The sequence below is a fragment of the Chryseobacterium sp. MMO-72 genome, assembly GCF_037146035.1.
In the GTDB taxonomy this organism is placed as follows: Bacteria; Bacteroidota; Bacteroidia; order Flavobacteriales; family Weeksellaceae; genus Chryseobacterium; species Chryseobacterium indicum.
On sequence record NZ_JBBCWG010000015.1, the window covers coordinates 63610 to 79909 of the forward strand.

Below are 16300 nucleotides of genomic sequence, written 5' to 3' on the forward strand. Positions count from 1 at the left end.
ATGAACAGAAAAGATTTTTTAAAATTAATATCTCTTGCAGGTGTGGGAGCACCATTTTATCTCAACGGAATGCCTTCGAGGTTTATGAATCAGTTTTTGGATTTTCAGCTTAACTGTGATACGGTTAATGACCGTTCTCTGGTTATTTTAAGACTTGCAGGAGCAAATGACGGTCTTAATACAGTAATCCCGATCAGCCAGTACAGTACGTATGCAGCTCTGCGTCCCAACATAAAAATTGCCAGTTCAGGAACCGGAAGCTATATTCCGTTAGACAGTACGGTATCTTCCGGCAAACTTGTAGGACTTAATCCTTCCATGACGGGTTTCAAAAGTTTATATGATTCAGGCAAATTGCTTTTAATGAACGGAGTTGGCTATCCGAACCCGAATTATTCGCATTTCCGGTCAGAAAATCTTATGTTTGCGGGAAAAGACGGTACAGCAAGTAATGATCTGCTCGACGGTATTTTCGGAAGATATCTCGGCGCATTGTATCCGGGACTTGCCGGAAATCCTACGACCCTGAATCCTGATCCGCTCGCCATACAAATGGGAAACCTCAACCCATGTCTGTTTTATGAACATACAACGGAAAAGAATATTGAATATAATATTACGGGATTTCAGTCGAGTGTATTCAGTAATCTTAATTTAATAAATTCTGAATATAATGACCTTTTGGATTATATAAAAGGAATTGCTACAAGTATGGACGCTTATTATGACAGAGTGATGCAGGTTTTTAATGCCGGAAATAATTCCACGACCACTTATCCTAATTCATCGCTGGGAAAACAGCTGAAAACGGTGGCAAGAATGATTAAAGGAGGAAGCAAGACAAAAATTTTTCAGGTTAATTTAAGCGGATTCGATACCCATGTAAGTCAGGTACAGACCGGAAGTACACATTTGGGAAACCACGCGAATCTCTTGGCCGATATTTCCAATTCTGTTGCTGCATTTCAGGATGATATTCAGCAACTGGGAATTGCAGATAAAATTATGACGGTTACCTTCAGTGAATTCGGGAGACAGGTTCGCGAAAACGGAAGTATCGGAACCGATCATGGAGATCTTGCTCCGTTTTTCGTCATTGGAAATGCAGCCGCAGCGGGAATTTTGGGAGATCATCCTGTATTTACGAATCAGACAAGTTTTTACTATAATCAGAGTGAAAGAAGATATGATTACCGGCAGATTTTTGCCTCTCTTCTTCAGGACTGGCTTGGAGCAAGCACAAGTCTGATGATTACTTCGGAACTTGATTATTACGTTACGGGAAATCAAAAAGTGGATGTCATTAAAAATTCTCAAAAAGCGAATGCAGTATGCTCAACTTTGGGAACATCGAATGTGGTTTCCGATAAAGGAATTAAGATTTATCCGATTCCGGCAAGCCAGTTTGTTTATGTGGAATTTGAAAACAGAACATCCGGAAGTATAAAGTATCAGTTAATGGATATGAGCGGTAGAGTGATTTACAGTTCGTCAGAAAAACCACTATCCAACCGTATTGAAATTAATGTTTCGGGAATTCCTGAAGGAAATTATATGTTGAAAATTAATACAGATTCTGAAGAGATCAGCAGAAAAATTATTGTTTCGCACCGTTAGAAGTTGAGCCTGTTCAAACTTTTTATTTAACCACAAAAGGTACAAAAGATGACTAAACTTTTATTTAAAGCTGATCATTATAAATGAAAAAGTTCACAATAGTTTTTAAAAATCTTTGATTTTTATTCTTTTGAGCGCTTTGAATATTATTGAAATTAGCTTTAACATTGTCTTTTGTGCCTCGTATGTTTGCATATCAAAAATTTACGTTTATATAGGATAACCAAAAGCTAAGGGACAGAAGAAATATTTTGTGACAGGTAGTTGATTTGATTTTAATATACCGTGAAAAGAAAGATTCTCTGTCTCTAAGTTTCTTCAAAATCTGAACAGTACTTAGGGAATGAATAAATATCCCGGATAATTACGAGAAAAGATGATCGGGAACTGTGGCTTTATAAAAAATAATATGATGAAAAAACAGTGTGTTGGCATTGACATATCCAAGGATCATCTTGATTGCTGTATCGGATGTATAGATTCTGACCAGAATCATAAGCTGCAAAATAACAAAAGGTTTTCGAATAATGAAACTGGTTTTAAGGCACTTCTGCATTGGGTTTCAGATCTTCAGGTTACAGAAAATTTGATGTATGTAATGGAAGCTACAGGAGTTTATTATGAAAATCTGATTTATTATCTCACAGAAAACGACTGTAAAGCATCGGTTTTATTGCCCAATATGGTAAAACACTATGTCAAAAGTTTGAACATAAAGACGAAAACGGATAAGGTAGATGCTGAAGTTTTATGTAGGCTGGGCTTGGAAAGAAGACTTAGATTTTGGCAAAAACCATCCGGAATCATACGGGAGCTTAAGTTCTTAAGCAGAGAGTATCGTGAGATAAAATATAAAATAAATCAGGTCAAAAACCAGCTTCATGCAAGGTTTTACAGTTATCAATGCCCTGAAAGTACAGAACAAAGATTAAAAAGACAGATTGCATTGCTCGAAACTCAGGCACTGGAGATAGAGGCAGAGATAAGAACTTTGGTGATGACAGACCACTCTTTTTATGATAAAATACAGCGGGTATGCACGATCCCGGGAGTGAGTTTTATAACAGTTGTTTGCGTTGTGGCTGAAACAAATGCATTTGCCTTAATCTCCAATTGCAAACAGCTTACCAGCTATGCGGGTCTTGATATACAGCAGAACCAGTCTGGCAGCAGAGAGGGAAAAACAAGAATTTCGAAAAAAGGAAATAGCTTTATTCGGTATGCGCTCTATATGCCGGCATTGTGTGCCAGTAGATTTAATCCCTCGATGAAATCTTTTTACAGAAATTTAACGGAACGGAAACCTGCAAAAAAAATAGCGGTAACAGCCGTAGCGAGAAAGTTATTGTGTTTAATCTACGTTCTCTGGAAAAAAGAGGAAGAATTCAAAATTAATTATGAAAAAAATAAAAATACAGACAGGGTTTCGCCTGTCTGAACGGGATAAACAATAGCTTTCCCAAAAATAGTTTAAACAAATTTAAAAAATAATTTGCATATTAACACAGTACCTTTTGTGGTTAATTCTGAAATTAGTTTAAAGTTTATTAAAAAAATTCTGAAATAAAAGTTTTAAAATAATTCAATTTAAATCAAAAACAGCCCGACAATTTCTGTCGGGCTGTTTTTATATTGAACAAGATTAAATTTATTCAGATTATGAAGCAACAACTGTACCTTTAAAAGAAAGAGTCTTTGGAGTTTTGCTGTCACTTGTGGTAACATTTACCGTTTTCATGAACGGACCCGCTGCTGCAGCGTTGTAGCTTGCTTCTACAAATCCTTTTTTACCAGGAAGAATAGGCGTTTTTGTATAATCCGCTGTTGTACATCCGCAAGAAGGTGCTACATTTTCGATAATGATAGGCTTCTTTGAAGTATTTGTAAATTCGAATCTGATGGTTTTTGGTTTTCCCTGAGGAATATTTCCAACATCAATAGATTCTGATTTCCATGTAACATCTGCAAGAATTCTTACAACCGGATTATTATCAGCTGGAAGTGTATTTGCAAAAAACGGTGAAAATGCCAAAACAGCTAATAATGCTGAAATTTTTAAATTTTTCATGAGTATAAATTTTAATAATTAAAAAAAACCGATTTATTTTTGTTTTCACAAATGTAAGATGAATATTTGTATTAATCCTGTTAAGCGGTCTCAAACATTTGTTAATAAGTTGTTAACGATCAGAAATTAATAGATATTTTTGGATATTATTGTTCCTGTAAATGGAAATAAAGAAACTCAATATTATTATAACGCTTGGTTTTGTTGCTATTATCGGAATTCTGATAGCACAGCTTTTGTGGACAAGACAGGCTTATAATCTTGAAGATAAGAAATTCAATCAGACTGTAAACATTGCTTTACTGGAAGTGGTTGAAAAGCTTTCCGGCGGAAAAACTTCCTTTACCGAAAGCCCCGTTCAGAACATTTCCAATGATTATTATGTGGTGAATATCAATAATGAATTCCATCCTGAACTGCTTGAACATTACCTGAAAACTGAATTTACACGTTTTCAAATTAATACAGACTATGTTTACGCGTTATACAACTGCCACAGCGACCAGATGATTTACGGAAAATTCGTATCCCAACATCAGGAAAGCCCGAATGAAAAAGTGATTAAATTTCCGAAGCATAAAAATCTGGTGTATTATTTTTCCATCCGTTTTCCGGATAAAACCACCTATCTTATCAGCTCTTTACGCTTCTGGTATGTTCTTACTTTTGCCCTTATCATCATTCTTCTGGTGTATGTATATTCCATTTATACGATTATTCAGCAGAAAAAATTCTCGGAGCTGCAAAGGGATTTCATCAATAATATGACGCATGAATTCAAAACTCCTCTTTCGTCGATATTGCTGGCTTCAGAAGCTTTAACCAAGCAGGAACAGATCAAAGAAAATCCCAAATTACAAACCTACACATCCATCATTACGGATCAGAGCCATAAACTGAATAATCATATTGAAAAAATTCTGAATATTGCCAAAAATGATGCTTCAGGATTGTCTCTGAAACCGCAGAGGATCATTTTAAAACCTTTTATTCAGGACATTGCAGAAACTGTAAAGCAGAAAAATGAAAACATTTCGATTGAATTATCTATTGATGAAGGTACTTCCGTTATAGCTGATGAATTTCATTTCAGCAATATCATTTACAATATTCTGGATAATTCTATAAAATACTGCGAAACCCAGCCTAAAATCATTATTTCTTCCTTAAATGACACAAAAGGTTTATATTTAAAGTTTAAAGACAACGGAATCGGGATTCCTGCGAAAAATCTTCCTCATATTTTTGATAAATTTTACAGGGTAAACACTTCAAAAAGCGATGAGGTAAATGGTTTCGGACTGGGACTTTTTTACGTAAAAAAAGTGGTTCAGCAGCATAACTGGAAGATTTCTGTTGAAAACAACAATGATAAAGGAATTACCACCACTCTGTTTCTGCCATTGTAAAGAATATGTGTAATCATGGAAAAATCTAAAATTCTCTACGCCGAAGACGACAAAACCATCGCTTTCCTCATTCAGGACAGTCTGGAAAATCATTACGATATTTCCTGCTATTCTGACGGGAAATCGGCTTTGGATGCTTTTAACAGAGAATGTTTCGATATCTGTCTTTTAGATATCATGATGCCGGAAATGAATGGTTTTGAGGTTGCACAGCACATCAGGAAAAAAGATGCTGAAATTCCCATTATTTTCATTTCTGCCAAAGCATTGAAAGAAGACCGCATTAAAGGACTGAAAATCGGAGCGGATGATTATCTGGTAAAACCTTTCAGCATTGAAGAGCTTATTCTTAAAATTGAAGTCTTCCTGAGAAGATCTAAGAAAAAAGAATCTGCACCTTTAAAATACAGAGTCGGAAAATATGATTTTGATCCGAACAATTACACTTTACAAAACTCTGACAGCAAAGTAACACTTACTCAGAGAGAATCTGAACTGTTGTTATTTTTTATCCGTAATAAAAATACTGTTCTCAAACGACAGGATATTCTGAAAGCAGTCTGGGGCGATGATGATTATTTTATGGGAAGAAGCCTTGATGTTTTTATATCAAGACTGCGAAAAGTTTTTTCTGGTGAAGAAAATATTTCCATTGAGAATCTTCATGGGATTGGTTTTCGTTTTTCAGAGAAATGATTTTTTATTTCTGGTTAATCGTAAAGGCGCAAATTTTAATTTAAAACAAACATTTTATTTAAAATTTAAAATCTTCTTTAATTTTTCGTTTATGCGTCTTTCCCCACTGCGAAAGCGCAATAATAACGGGTTTCAGTGTTCTGCTGTAATCTGTTGAGATATATTCTACGATAACCGGAGTCTGCTCTGCATGCACTACTCTTTTTACGAAACCATTCAGTTCGAGATCTTTTAATTCGTTTGAAAGAACCCTTGCCGAAATTCCGGGGATATTTCTCTGCAGATCGTTGAATCTTATATTCCCTTTATCCTGCAAGACAATAATGATTTTCAGTTTCCATTTTCCACCGATTACATAGATTGCATCTTCAACGGCGGAAAGATTTTCCGAGCAGGCCTGCGCTGTAGCTGGACCTTCAAATTCGAGTGTATTTTCCATAAAACAGATGGTAACTAACCCAAAAGTTACCGCTAACCTTTTGTATACTGCTAACTTTTGATAAGCAAATGTACATAATTTTGCTAAAGAAATTTTAACATTTTAATAATGAAAAATATACTTCATATCATCTCAAGTCCGAGAGCTGAACTGTCGGCAAGCAGAAAACTGGGAAATGCCGTTGTAGAAAAAATTAAGGCAAAATACACAGATGCTGTTATAAAAGAACGTGATCTTGCTAAAGACCATGTTCCGTTTCTGGAAGAAAAACACATTAATACATTTTTTTCTCCGGCAGAAAACTATTCTGAAGAGCAATCTGAAATGAGCAGATATTCAGAAGGACTGATTGCGGAGTTACAGGAAGCGGACATCATTGTTGTTGATTCCCCTATGTACAATCTTTCTGTTCCGGCAACTTTAAGAGCTTATTTTGATTTCACTTCGCGGGCAGGATATACTTTTAAATACAGTGAAAATGGACCTCAGGGTTTACTGCAAAACAAAAAACTGTACATTGCATTTACTTCCGGAAATATTTATTCTGAAGGTCCATACCAGATCTTTGACTCTAATGTTCCTTATGTGAAGAATATTTTTAGTTTTTACGGAGTTTCGGACGTGAGTGTAGTACGCGCTGAAGGCTTATCTATTCCTGGAATTATGGAAACTTCTTTGGAAAAAGCGATTGAGGGTATTCGTATTGACTAATTTTTAACGACTGTTAGTAACTTGATCCTTGTTGAGGTTTTGAGCTTTAACAAGGATTTTTTTTGTTATCAAGTTTCGGCTAAAGCCATTTTCCGTTTTAAAATGGAAAAAGCGGACTAAAGTCCGCTCCTATCGATATCGTTCTATTTTATATTTATCACTCAACTTCAAAAAGCAAACGCTCCCCGAATTTCTGTTCATTGATTTTTCCGTTTTCGTACACGAGATTTCCGTTGACAAAAGTGTGGGTGACTTTAGAATGGAAATTCATCCCTTCCAACGGGCTCCAGCCGCATTTGTAAAGAATATTGTCTTTTTCCACCGTCCAGTTTTCGTTTAAATCAACCAAAACAAGATCTGCTTTATACCCTTCTCTTATGAAACCTCTTTTTTCAATTCTGAATAAAATGGCAGGGTTATGAGCCATTTTCTCAACAATTCTCTCTAAAGAAATTTTTCCGTTTTTGTAATTTTCTAACATTACGACCAAAGAATGCTGTACCAAAGGTGCTCCGGAAGGACATTTTGTATACACATTCTGTTTTTCTTCCCAAGTGTGAGGCGCATGATCCGTTGCAATCACATCAATTCTGTCATCCAGTAATGCTTCCCAAAGTCCGTCTTTGTCTTTTTGGGTTTTTACGGCAGGATTCCATTTGATCAATCCGCCTTTTGTTTCGTAATCTTCGTTTGTGAAAGTCAGGTGATGAACACAAACTTCCGCTGTGATTTTTTTATCTTTTAAAGGAATATCATTTCTGAAAAGTTCTGCTTCCTTCGCAGTTGATAAGTGAAAAACGTGAAGTCTGGCTCCTGTTTTCTTTGCCAATTCAATTGCTTTGGATGAAGATTTATAACAGGCTTCCTCACTTCTGATTAAATGATGAAATTTCACAGGAATATCTTCTCCATATTCATCCATATATTTCTGAGTATTTGCTTTAATTATCGCTTCGTCTTCACAATGAACGGCAATCAGCATTTTGGTATTGCTGAAGATTTTTTCCAGCGTTTCAGGATTATCAACCAGCATATTTCCGGTGGAGGAACCTAAAAACAATTTAATTCCGGGAACATTTCTTGGATTGGTTTTTAAAACTTCTTCCAGATTATCATTGGTTCCGCCCATCATGAAACCGTAATTGGCGTAAGATTTCTGAGAGGCAATTTCATATTTATCAGCCAACAACTCCTGTGTTACCGCATTCGGAACTGTGTTGGGCTGTTCGATAAAACTGGTTGTTCCTCCTGCAATGGCTGCTCTGGATTCTGTTTCAATATCGCCTTTATGCGTTAATCCCGGTTCACGAAAATGCACCTGATCATCAATGACTCCCGGTAAAAGATATTTTCCTTCCCCATCAATAATCTGGTCTGCTTCTTCGGAAATTTGTGAATCTATTTTAGAAATTAAATCGTTATCCATTAAAATATCACCTTCAACGATCTTTCCTTCGTTAACGATTTTTACATTTTTGATTAAGGTTTTCATTTTTACTTTTTTTACAAATTAGAGATGGAGCTAAGCTGCCCACTTTGTCAAAGTTTAAAACTTTGACAAAGTTCTTCAAAATTAAGGTTTATGAATGAATTTTAATGCGGCTGATAAAAAATCAATTTCTAAATATTTACATTTGCATAAAAATTTCACACTTTGTATAAGAAATTATTAGGACAGACAATTATCTATGGAATTGGAGCAATAGCGCCAAGAATTATCCTATTCATCCTAAATCCACTTTTAATCTACAAAATTCCCAACGAAGGTTTTGCAATTTTCACCCAGCTTTATGCATGGATTTCTTTTGTTAACATTATACTTTCTTTTGGTTTTGAAACTGCCTATTTCCGATTTTCTGCGGAAGAAGATAATGAGAAAAAAACATTTAACACCTCATTCTGGTTTTTATTTTCAACTTCCAGCCTTTTTTTAGCTTTATGTTATTTATTCAATCAGCCGATTGCAGATTATGCAGGTTATCACAACAATCCGGAATACATACGGTGGTTTGCGCTGATTGCTTTTTTCGACAATCTTTTGGTGATTCCTTTTGCATGGCTGCGTTTCCATAATAAACCGATAAAATACTCTGCGGTAAGAATTGTACAATCTGTATTTCAGGCAATTTTCACAGCGGCATTATTCTTCTGGATCCCAGAAAGTGTATCTAAAAACTTTGGATTGGATCAAAATGTAGACTTTCCTTTTTTCAGTAATTTAGCAGGAAGTGCCTTAGGATTTTTATTACTTTTTCCTATTATATTAAAGGTAAGATTTCAGTTTGTGACTTCTTTATTTAGCCGAATGATTAAATATTCATTTCCGTTGATGCTGGCCGGTCTTGCTTTTATGGTGAATGAAAATTTTGATAAATCTGTTCAAAGAGGTCTTATTTCTGATGAAGAAGCAGGAGCTTATGGAGGATGCTACAAATTAGCTGTATTAATGACATTATTTGTAACCGCTTACAGAATGGGAATCGAGCCTTTCTTTTTTAAACAAATGGATAAAGGTGACGCTAAAAAAACCTATGCTAAAGTAGCCGAATATTTTGCATTTTTTGCCTGTGTGGTTGCTTTAGGAATCATCGCCAATATTTCCTGGCTGAAAAGCGTATTTATCCCTAACAAATCTTACTGGATTGCGATAGATATTATTCCTATTATCGTGGTTGCAAATCTTTGTTTCGGAATTTACTACAATTTTTCAACCTGGTATAAAGTAACGGATAAAACCAGTGTAGGAACCATTATTTCATGGCTGGGAGCAGGAATAAATATAACCCTGAATCTTTTGGCACTTAAATATTATCACAGTATGCTTGGTTCTGCATGGGCAACTTTCGGAGCTTATGCTATTATGATGATCGTCTCTTATTTACTTGGTCAAAAATATTATCCTATCCCTTACAGAATGAAAAAAATGTCATTCTTCCTTATATTATTAGGCTTTTTCAGCTTTATTATCGTTAAATATTTCAATTATAATATTTTAATGAGTAATGCCTTATTTATCATTTTTACCAGCATTTTAATCTATTCCGAAAAAGAAATGCTATTATCAAAAATCAAAAGATAAACGGGTTCCGGATTTGCTTATAATGGTTTCTGCATAACATCATACAAAAACATTGAAACTATTGGCAACAATACCACACTCAAAGGTTTTATTGCTATCTTTATAAAAAATTAGAAATAACAAAAAAAACATATTTATATCATTTATGAAAATCATTGTTCCTATGGCTGGACGCGGTTCCAGATTACGTCCACATACACTGACTGTACCAAAACCTCTTATTCCGATCGCAGGAAAACCGATCGTACAGAGATTGGTGGAAGATATTGCTAAAGTTGCGGGAGAAACCATTGAAGAGGTAGCTTTTATCATCGGAGATTTTGGTCCGGAGATTGAAAAATCTCTTATTCAGATTGCCGAAAAACTGGGAGCAAAAGGAAGTATTTACTATCAGAATGATCCGCTTGGAACAGCTCATGCCATTAAATGTGCAGAACAGTCCATGACAGGAGATGTAGTAATTGCTTTCGCAGATACTTTATTCCGTGCAGATTTTGTTTTAGATAAAAATTCAGATGGAGTAATCTGGGTAAAAAGTGTAGAAGATCCTTCTGCTTTCGGAGTAGTGAAATTAGACAACTACGGGTTCATTACAGATTTTGTGGAAAAACCTCAGACTTTCGTTTCGGATCTTGCCATTATCGGTATTTATTATTTCAACAGTGCCGAAAAACTGATGGATGAAATTAATTATATCATGGACAATGATATTAAAAACGGAGGTGAATATCAGCTAACCACAGCATTGGAAAACCTGAGAACAAAAGGCGCAAAATTCACGCTTGGAAAAGTAAACGACTGGATGGATTGCGGAAACAAAAATGCAACCGTAGAAACCAACAGTAAAATTCTGGAATACGAAAGAGATGCGATGTCCCATTTTCCGGCTTCTGCTCAAATCGAAAACTCTTTAATTATTCAGCCTTGCTTTATCGGGGAAAATGTAAAAATTTCAAACTCAAAAGTGGGTCCCGGAGTTTCTTTGGGAAACAACACCATCATCGTTAATTCAAATATAGAAAATTCTCTGATTCAGGAAAATACAAGAATTAACCACGGAAACCTTTCTAATTCCATGATTGGTAATTCTGCACAGTATTTCGGTGTTGCAAGGGAAATTTCTTTAGGAGACTATTCGGTTCTGGATTTTTTGTCTAAATAATTTTTTGAAAATATAAAATATTACCATAAATAAATTATCTTCAAGCCACACAAAATGTTTTGTGTGGTTTGGCGTTAATATTGCAACAATTTATCAAATTTTCCGGCATGAAAAAGTGGCTTCCATTACTTATTTTAACATTATTTCTTTTCAACTGTAAATCCAGAAAAACAGCCATGCAGCAAAATCAGAATATTGACAGTCTTGCTGTAAATGATGTACAGGATCCGGATAAGAAGGAAAATCACGTCGGAGACAGGATGGATTTCTACCAGAAAATATATCTTCACCCGCAGTTTGATTATCTTAAAATAACCAGTAAAATAACCGCAGACAATATTAAAGTAAGTCCGCTGGATGCCATTATTTATATTGAAACCGATAAAAAAATCTGGTCCAGAATAGACTTCCTGTTTTTTAATGCGGCAAGAGCTTTAATTACTCCGGAAGGAATTAAGGCGATGGACAAATACAACAAAAATTACATCGATTCGGATTTTGAGTATTTAAATAATCTCCTTAACGTTAACTTTATTGATTATAAAAATCTTGAAAAACTTTTAGAAGGGAGAACATTTTTCACTTTAAGCGACAGAAATGCCAAAATTGTAAAGAACAACGACGGCTACTTGTTAGAATCCATTTCCAATCTCAAAATTTCTACAGAAAATATTGAAAGGGAGTATAAAATTATGATGCAATATTCGGACGATTTTGATCTTACCACGGTAAATTTAAGGGATGCTAAATCCAATGATGCCATGCAGATCGTATATAGTGATTGGGAGCTTCAGCCGAATAATGTAAAGTTGCCAAAAAATGTTAAAATAATTATAAAAGGAAGTAAAAACAGCCAGATTTTAATAGAAAATACGAAATTTGACTTTTCGAGGATGGAAACACCTTATTCTGTACCATCTAGTTATAAGAAAATCGAGATTCAATGATTAAAAAATTTAGCTTTTTAATAGGTATGTTACTGTTCGGATTCCACCATGGGCAGAATCTGAAAAAAGAGCAGCTGCAGAAGCAAAATGCCGAACTTAAAAAACAAATTGCACAAATAAATACAGATCTGGCAAAGACAAGAACAGAATCTAAGCTTTCTGTCGCTTATCTTGATAATGTGAACAAAAAACTGGCTTTAAGAGAAAAAGTTTATACCAATACCCAAAAGGAAAAAAGATTTATTGAAGACGATATCTATCTTCGTCAGTTGGAAATTAACCGCCAGAATAAAGAGCTAAAAGTCTTAAGAGACAACTATGCTAAAGTTTTGGTAAATGCCTACAAAAATAAAGGAGTGCAGAACAAGGTTACGTTCATCCTTTCGGCTAAAAATCTGGGAGAAGCAATCCGAAGAGTACAGTATTTAAAACAATACTCTGATTATCAGGATAAAAAAGCGGCTGAAATTACAAATGCCGCAGAAAAAATAAAGCAGACGATTGCCAGAAGACAAAATTCTGTAAAAGAAAAAGCCAATTTATTGGTTAGTCAGCAAAAAGATTTAACAACGATTAATGCAGAAAGGGCGCAAAAAGAACAGCTGGTTGCAGAATTCAAGAAAAATGAATCTAAACTTACTGCTGAACTAAGACAAAAGCAGACTCAGTCTAAAGCTCTGGAAGGACAGATCAGAAGCATTATCGCCGAAGAAATCCGAATTGCCAAGGCTGAGGAGGAGGCAAGAAAAAAAGCTGAAGCTGAGAAAATCCGTTTGGCAAAAATAGCTGCGGAAAGAGAAAAAGCAAGAATCGAAGCAGAAGCAAAAGCAAGAGCAGAAGCGCTGGAGAAAGAAAGACTAGCAGCAGAAGTTGAAGCAAGAAAAGCAAGAGAATTAGCCGAAAAAAGAGCGGAAGAAGAGAGAAAACGTAATGAAGAAGCAGCCCGTTCTGAAGCTACAGCAAGAGATGAAGCCAGAAAAATAGCTGCAAAAAAAGCATCTGATGAGGCCGCAGCGAAGGCGAAAGAAGCATCCGACAAATTAACTGCCGCAAGAGCTGCGGAAGCCGCTTTAGCAAAGAAAAAAGAAGATGATAAAAAAGCTGCGGAAAGCAAGGCTATGACAAGTTATGGTGTTACAACTGTAGCAGGAAGCAATTTCGCAGACAGTAAAGGACGATTGGGATATCCGGCTGACAGAGTCGGACAGATTACCCACCGTTTCGGAAGACATCCGCATCCTGTATTTAAAAATATTGATGAAGAAAATAACGGAATTAAAATTTCCGTACCATCCGGAACCAGAGCAAAATCTGTATTTCCGGGAACCGTATCTTCGGTATTGGCAAACAGCGACGGAACAAAAACCGTAATGTTAAGACACGGAAATTATTTTACCATCTATTCCAACCTTTCCGCTGTAAGTGTTTCCAAAGGACAACAGGTTTCCGCAGGAACACCGGTGGGCGTTGTAGGACAGGATTTTGACGGAACTTATACCCTTGATTTTCAGGTATGGAACGGAAGTACTCCGGTGGATCCATTAGGTTGGGTTTCTTATTAAAAAAAGACTAACTTTGTAAAAATTTTAGAAATGAATACATTAACAATACTGTCATTATCTTGGCAACATATTTTGATCGTAGCGATCATCCTGCTTCTTCTTTTCGGAGGTAAAAAAATTCCTGAATTGATGAGAGGTGTAGGTTCTGGTATCAAAGAATTTAAAGATGCTGTAAAAGAAGAGGACAAACCCGGTTCTGAAAACAAAACAACAAACAACAACTCTTCGAGCAACTAAAAATTCTTTACATTCAATGAATTTTACTGAGACTGCATGGAAAGTCTTCAATCAGGCTATTGAAGACTATCACGTGTCTGATGACGTTAACACTCTAATTAACAACCCGTTCGAAAAGGATACTTTGGAACGGATTTTGTATGCTAAAAACTGGATTGACACCGTTCAATGGCATTTGGAAGATATAATTAGAGATGAAAATATAGATCCCGCTGAAGCTCTTCAATTAAAAAGAACTATTGACGCTTCCAATCAGAAAAGAACTGATCTGGTAGAATTTATAGACAGCTGGTTTCTTAAAAAGTTTGAAAATATTACTCCTAAACCTGATGCAAAAATTAATACTGAAACAATCGCCTGGGCGGTAGACAGATTATCGATTCTGGCATTAAAGGTTTATCATATGTCGCAGGAAGCATACAGAGAATCGGCTTCTGAAGAGCACAGAGCTGCCTGCAAGGCTAAACTGGATGTTCTTCTTACGCAGCATGAAGATCTTTCTACTTCCATCAATCAGTTGCTTGCTGATATCGAGAACGGAAATGTTAAGATGAAAGTGTACAAACAGATGAAAATGTACAATGATGAAAGTCTTAACCCAATCCTTTATCAAAAGGGGCAGCAAAAATGAAACGACTAATTTTTTTTGGAGTATTACTAATTATAACGTCTTCCTGTGCAACGGAAAAACAGAATTTTTCTCCGTTGTCTAACAGTTTTTATAGCGAAACAAAAGGTTCAGATTCCGATAAAGGAGACAAAAACAGCATCGAAATTAATGTTCGTGATAATGTAAATGCTTCCGAAATATCCAATCTTATTGCTACTTTTCCACAGTTTAAGATTACCGCTTTAAATACAGAGATTACTACGTTGAAATACAGTCTTCAGAATTATCTGTATGCAATAGACGCCGGAAATCTTCAGGGAAAGAACAGAGCGATAAAAGACTTTGAAAAATCCTATAAAAAAATTCAGAAGCTCAGACAAAATCTTAAAGAGGACGATAACGAAGTTCTCAACAGATATTTGGTAAGATTAAAAACCAACATTTCTGCAATAGAAGATTCTGTAAAAAGAAATTAAAAAACTAATTGGGAATTAATGATTAAAATTCAGGCGGAATCCAACGTTCCAACGGAATACGGAACGTTCCGAATGATCGCGCTCTCTGAAAACGAAAACGACTGGATGCCTCATATGGCAATTGTTGCGGAAAATACGGATTTTTCCAAATCTGTAAACGTTCGTTTTCACTCAGAATGCATCACCGGAGAAGTTTTCCATTCCAAAAAATGTGAATGTGGTCAGCAATTAGATGCTGCCATGAAATACATCCATGAAAATGGAGGAATTATTATTTATCTTCGACAGGAAGGTAGAAATATCGGGATCATCAATAAATTAAAAGCATACTCTTTACAGGAAAAAGGTTTTGATACCGTAGAAGCGAATTTAAAGCTTGGGCTTCCTGCAGACGACAGAAACTTTGGTGTGGCTATTGAAATTCTGAATTTATTAGGGGTAAAAGATATAAATCTGCTCACCAATAATCCTGAAAAGGTAAAATATGTAACAGAAAGTAATATCCGTCTCAACTCAAGGGTTCCTTTGCAGATTCCTGCAAACGAGATCAGTAAAAGATATTTGCAGACAAAAAAAGATTATTTCGGTCATCTTCTTGATGATAATGACAAGTAAAATAATTATAAAAAAAGCAAAGCTCCGGAATTTCTTCCGGAGCTTTTTTGTAATTATAAAAAACTGAAAAGATATATTCTTATTTTGTAACCACGGTGTTGATTACTTTAGAGTCATCAAGATTATAATATTTAACTACACTGTTATAGTCTTCATAATTAACACCTGAATTTTTTGAACCGCTTGCAGGAACTAAAACAATTCTGAATTTTTGATTGTTTAAATACTGATTGGCTTCCGCAGTGGTTAAACCTGTTGCAAGATTGAAGTTCTCATCATCAATTCTGATTTGTACATTTTGACTGTCAAAAACAAAATTGTACTGAAACTCTCTGTTGTTAGGCATTCCCGTTGAATTAGGAATATATTCCATTTTAGGGATTAACTGCCATGCAGCACCTAAATTTCTGTAAACTAAAACTACATCTGTGCTTTGTATATTGATACCCTGTGTGAAGGCATAACTGTTTGCGGAAGTAAAACTGCCGGTAACATCACGCATCTTAGAATACGTATCATTATCCTGAGTAACAGTATCATTACTATTATCGCAGCTGAATATAAATAAGCTTACAAAAGCCATTATTAAGATTGGAAGAATTTTTTTCATTTTATAAAAGTTTAGTTGTTTATTATTTATAATCCGTATTCAAATCATATACCAAAAATTAC

17 protein-coding genes are annotated in these 16300 nt (G+C 35.3%); 13 read left to right on the forward strand and 4 right to left on the reverse strand.

Annotated features, from left to right (window positions below):
- Nucleotides 1-1617: a DUF1501 domain-containing protein gene (locus WFH39_RS17780; protein ID WP_336690859.1), complete on the forward strand. Its 1617-nt coding sequence runs from the start codon at nt 1-3 to the stop codon at nt 1615-1617.
- Nucleotides 1618-2029: 412 nt separating this feature from the next.
- On the forward strand, nt 2030-3055 hold the full coding sequence (locus WFH39_RS17785; RefSeq protein ID WP_336690860.1) for an IS110 family transposase: 1026 nt from the start codon (nt 2030-2032) through the stop codon (nt 3053-3055).
- A gap of 219 nt (nt 3056-3274) precedes the next feature.
- Here the strand turns inward: WFH39_RS17785 and WFH39_RS17790 are convergent, their stop codons facing one another.
- Nucleotides 3275-3685, reverse strand: a complete 411-nt coding sequence (locus tag WFH39_RS17790; protein WP_336690861.1) for a DUF1573 domain-containing protein — start codon at nt 3683-3685, stop codon at nt 3275-3277.
- A 161-nt stretch (nt 3686-3846) separates the two neighbouring features.
- On the opposite strand from WFH39_RS17790, the gene WFH39_RS17795 reads away from it, so the two are divergent.
- Entirely contained in the window at nt 3847-5094 is a 1248-nt protein-coding gene (locus WFH39_RS17795; protein ID WP_336690862.1) for a sensor histidine kinase, read from the forward strand.
- Between the two features lie 15 nt (nt 5095-5109).
- Nucleotides 5110-5790, forward strand: coding sequence for a response regulator transcription factor (locus tag WFH39_RS17800; RefSeq protein WP_336690863.1), 681 nt, complete (start codon nt 5110-5112; stop codon nt 5788-5790).
- A 58-nt stretch (nt 5791-5848) separates the two neighbouring features.
- Here the strand turns inward: WFH39_RS17800 and WFH39_RS17805 are convergent, their stop codons facing one another.
- Nucleotides 5849-6229, reverse strand: a complete 381-nt coding sequence (locus WFH39_RS17805; protein WP_214588416.1) for a winged helix-turn-helix transcriptional regulator — start codon at nt 6227-6229, stop codon at nt 5849-5851.
- Nucleotides 6230-6337: 108 nt separating this feature from the next.
- Between WFH39_RS17805 and WFH39_RS17810 the strand changes: the two genes are divergently transcribed.
- Nucleotides 6338-6940, forward strand: coding sequence for an FMN-dependent NADH-azoreductase (locus WFH39_RS17810; RefSeq protein ID WP_336690864.1), 603 nt, complete (start codon nt 6338-6340; stop codon nt 6938-6940).
- A gap of 157 nt (nt 6941-7097) precedes the next feature.
- Here WFH39_RS17810 and WFH39_RS17815 read toward each other — a convergent pair whose 3' ends face one another.
- Nucleotides 7098-8432: a dihydroorotase gene (locus WFH39_RS17815; protein ID WP_336690865.1), complete on the reverse strand. Its 1335-nt coding sequence runs from the start codon at nt 8430-8432 to the stop codon at nt 7098-7100.
- Between the two features lie 162 nt (nt 8433-8594).
- Between WFH39_RS17815 and WFH39_RS17820 the strand changes: the two genes are divergently transcribed.
- From WFH39_RS17820 to ribA, 8 genes are all read left to right on the forward strand, one after another.
- Nucleotides 8595-10019 carry an oligosaccharide flippase family protein gene (locus WFH39_RS17820; RefSeq protein ID WP_336690866.1) on the forward strand — a complete coding sequence of 475 codons (1425 nt, stop codon included), beginning with the start codon at nt 8595-8597 and terminating at the stop codon, nt 10017-10019.
- A 145-nt stretch (nt 10020-10164) separates the two neighbouring features.
- A complete protein-coding gene (locus WFH39_RS17825; RefSeq protein WP_076395095.1) occupies nt 10165-11181 on the forward strand; it encodes a sugar phosphate nucleotidyltransferase in 1017 nt (338 codons plus the stop codon).
- Between the two features lie 107 nt (nt 11182-11288).
- A complete protein-coding gene (locus tag WFH39_RS17830) occupies nt 11289-12128 on the forward strand; it encodes a DUF4292 domain-containing protein (protein ID WP_336690867.1) in 840 nt (279 codons plus the stop codon).
- Complete coding sequence (locus WFH39_RS17835; RefSeq protein WP_235132969.1) at nt 12125-13690, forward strand: peptidoglycan DD-metalloendopeptidase family protein; 1566 nt, start codon at nt 12125-12127, stop codon at nt 13688-13690. Before WFH39_RS17830 ends, WFH39_RS17835 begins: the two co-directional genes overlap by 4 nt.
- Nucleotides 13691-13720: 30 nt before the next feature.
- Entirely contained in the window at nt 13721-13927 is a 207-nt protein-coding gene (locus WFH39_RS17840) for a twin-arginine translocase TatA/TatE family subunit (protein ID WP_042721620.1), read from the forward strand.
- 16 nt (nt 13928-13943) lie between these two features.
- Complete coding sequence (locus WFH39_RS17845) at nt 13944-14558, forward strand: DUF4254 domain-containing protein (RefSeq protein WP_214588409.1); 615 nt, start codon at nt 13944-13946, stop codon at nt 14556-14558.
- Nucleotides 14555-15013, forward strand: coding sequence for a hypothetical protein (locus WFH39_RS17850; protein WP_290266497.1), 459 nt, complete (start codon nt 14555-14557; stop codon nt 15011-15013). The genes WFH39_RS17845 and WFH39_RS17850 overlap by 4 nt, the downstream gene beginning before the upstream one ends.
- Before the next feature lie 18 nt (nt 15014-15031).
- Nucleotides 15032-15628: a GTP cyclohydrolase II gene (ribA, locus tag WFH39_RS17855; RefSeq protein WP_336690868.1), complete on the forward strand. Its 597-nt coding sequence runs from the start codon at nt 15032-15034 to the stop codon at nt 15626-15628.
- A gap of 79 nt (nt 15629-15707) precedes the next feature.
- On the opposite strand, the gene WFH39_RS17860 is transcribed toward ribA, so the two are convergent.
- On the reverse strand, nt 15708-16238 hold the full coding sequence (locus WFH39_RS17860; protein WP_336690869.1) for a hypothetical protein: 531 nt from the start codon (nt 16236-16238) through the stop codon (nt 15708-15710).
- Between the last annotated feature and the right edge of the window lie 62 nt (nt 16239-16300).

Coding starts and splice junctions, on each gene's coding strand:
- WFH39_RS17780 (WP_336690859.1), top strand. CDS start 1: ATGAACAGAAAAGATTTTTTAAAATTAATATCTCTTGCAGGTGTGGGA.
- WFH39_RS17785 (WP_336690860.1), top strand. CDS start 2,030: ATGAAAAAACAGTGTGTTGGCATTGACATATCCAAGGATCATCTTGAT.
- WFH39_RS17790 (WP_336690861.1), bottom strand. CDS start 3,685: ATGAAAAATTTAAAAATTTCAGCATTATTAGCTGTTTTGGCATTTTCA.
- WFH39_RS17795 (WP_336690862.1), top strand. CDS start 3,847: ATGGAAATAAAGAAACTCAATATTATTATAACGCTTGGTTTTGTTGCT.
- WFH39_RS17800 (WP_336690863.1), top strand. CDS start 5,110: ATGGAAAAATCTAAAATTCTCTACGCCGAAGACGACAAAACCATCGCT.
- WFH39_RS17805 (WP_214588416.1), bottom strand. CDS start 6,229: ATGGAAAATACACTCGAATTTGAAGGTCCAGCTACAGCGCAGGCCTGC.
- WFH39_RS17810 (WP_336690864.1), top strand. CDS start 6,338: ATGAAAAATATACTTCATATCATCTCAAGTCCGAGAGCTGAACTGTCG.
- WFH39_RS17815 (WP_336690865.1), bottom strand. CDS start 8,432: ATGAAAACCTTAATCAAAAATGTAAAAATCGTTAACGAAGGAAAGATC.
- WFH39_RS17825 (WP_076395095.1), top strand. CDS start 10,165: ATGAAAATCATTGTTCCTATGGCTGGACGCGGTTCCAGATTACGTCCA.
- WFH39_RS17830 (WP_336690867.1), top strand. CDS start 11,289: ATGAAAAAGTGGCTTCCATTACTTATTTTAACATTATTTCTTTTCAAC.
- WFH39_RS17835 (WP_235132969.1), top strand. CDS start 12,125: ATGATTAAAAAATTTAGCTTTTTAATAGGTATGTTACTGTTCGGATTC.
- WFH39_RS17840 (WP_042721620.1), top strand. CDS start 13,721: ATGAATACATTAACAATACTGTCATTATCTTGGCAACATATTTTGATC.
- WFH39_RS17845 (WP_214588409.1), top strand. CDS start 13,944: ATGAATTTTACTGAGACTGCATGGAAAGTCTTCAATCAGGCTATTGAA.
- WFH39_RS17850 (WP_290266497.1), top strand. CDS start 14,555: ATGAAACGACTAATTTTTTTTGGAGTATTACTAATTATAACGTCTTCC.
- ribA (WP_336690868.1), top strand. CDS start 15,032: ATGATTAAAATTCAGGCGGAATCCAACGTTCCAACGGAATACGGAACG.
- WFH39_RS17860 (WP_336690869.1), bottom strand. CDS start 16,238: ATGAAAAAAATTCTTCCAATCTTAATAATGGCTTTTGTAAGCTTATTT.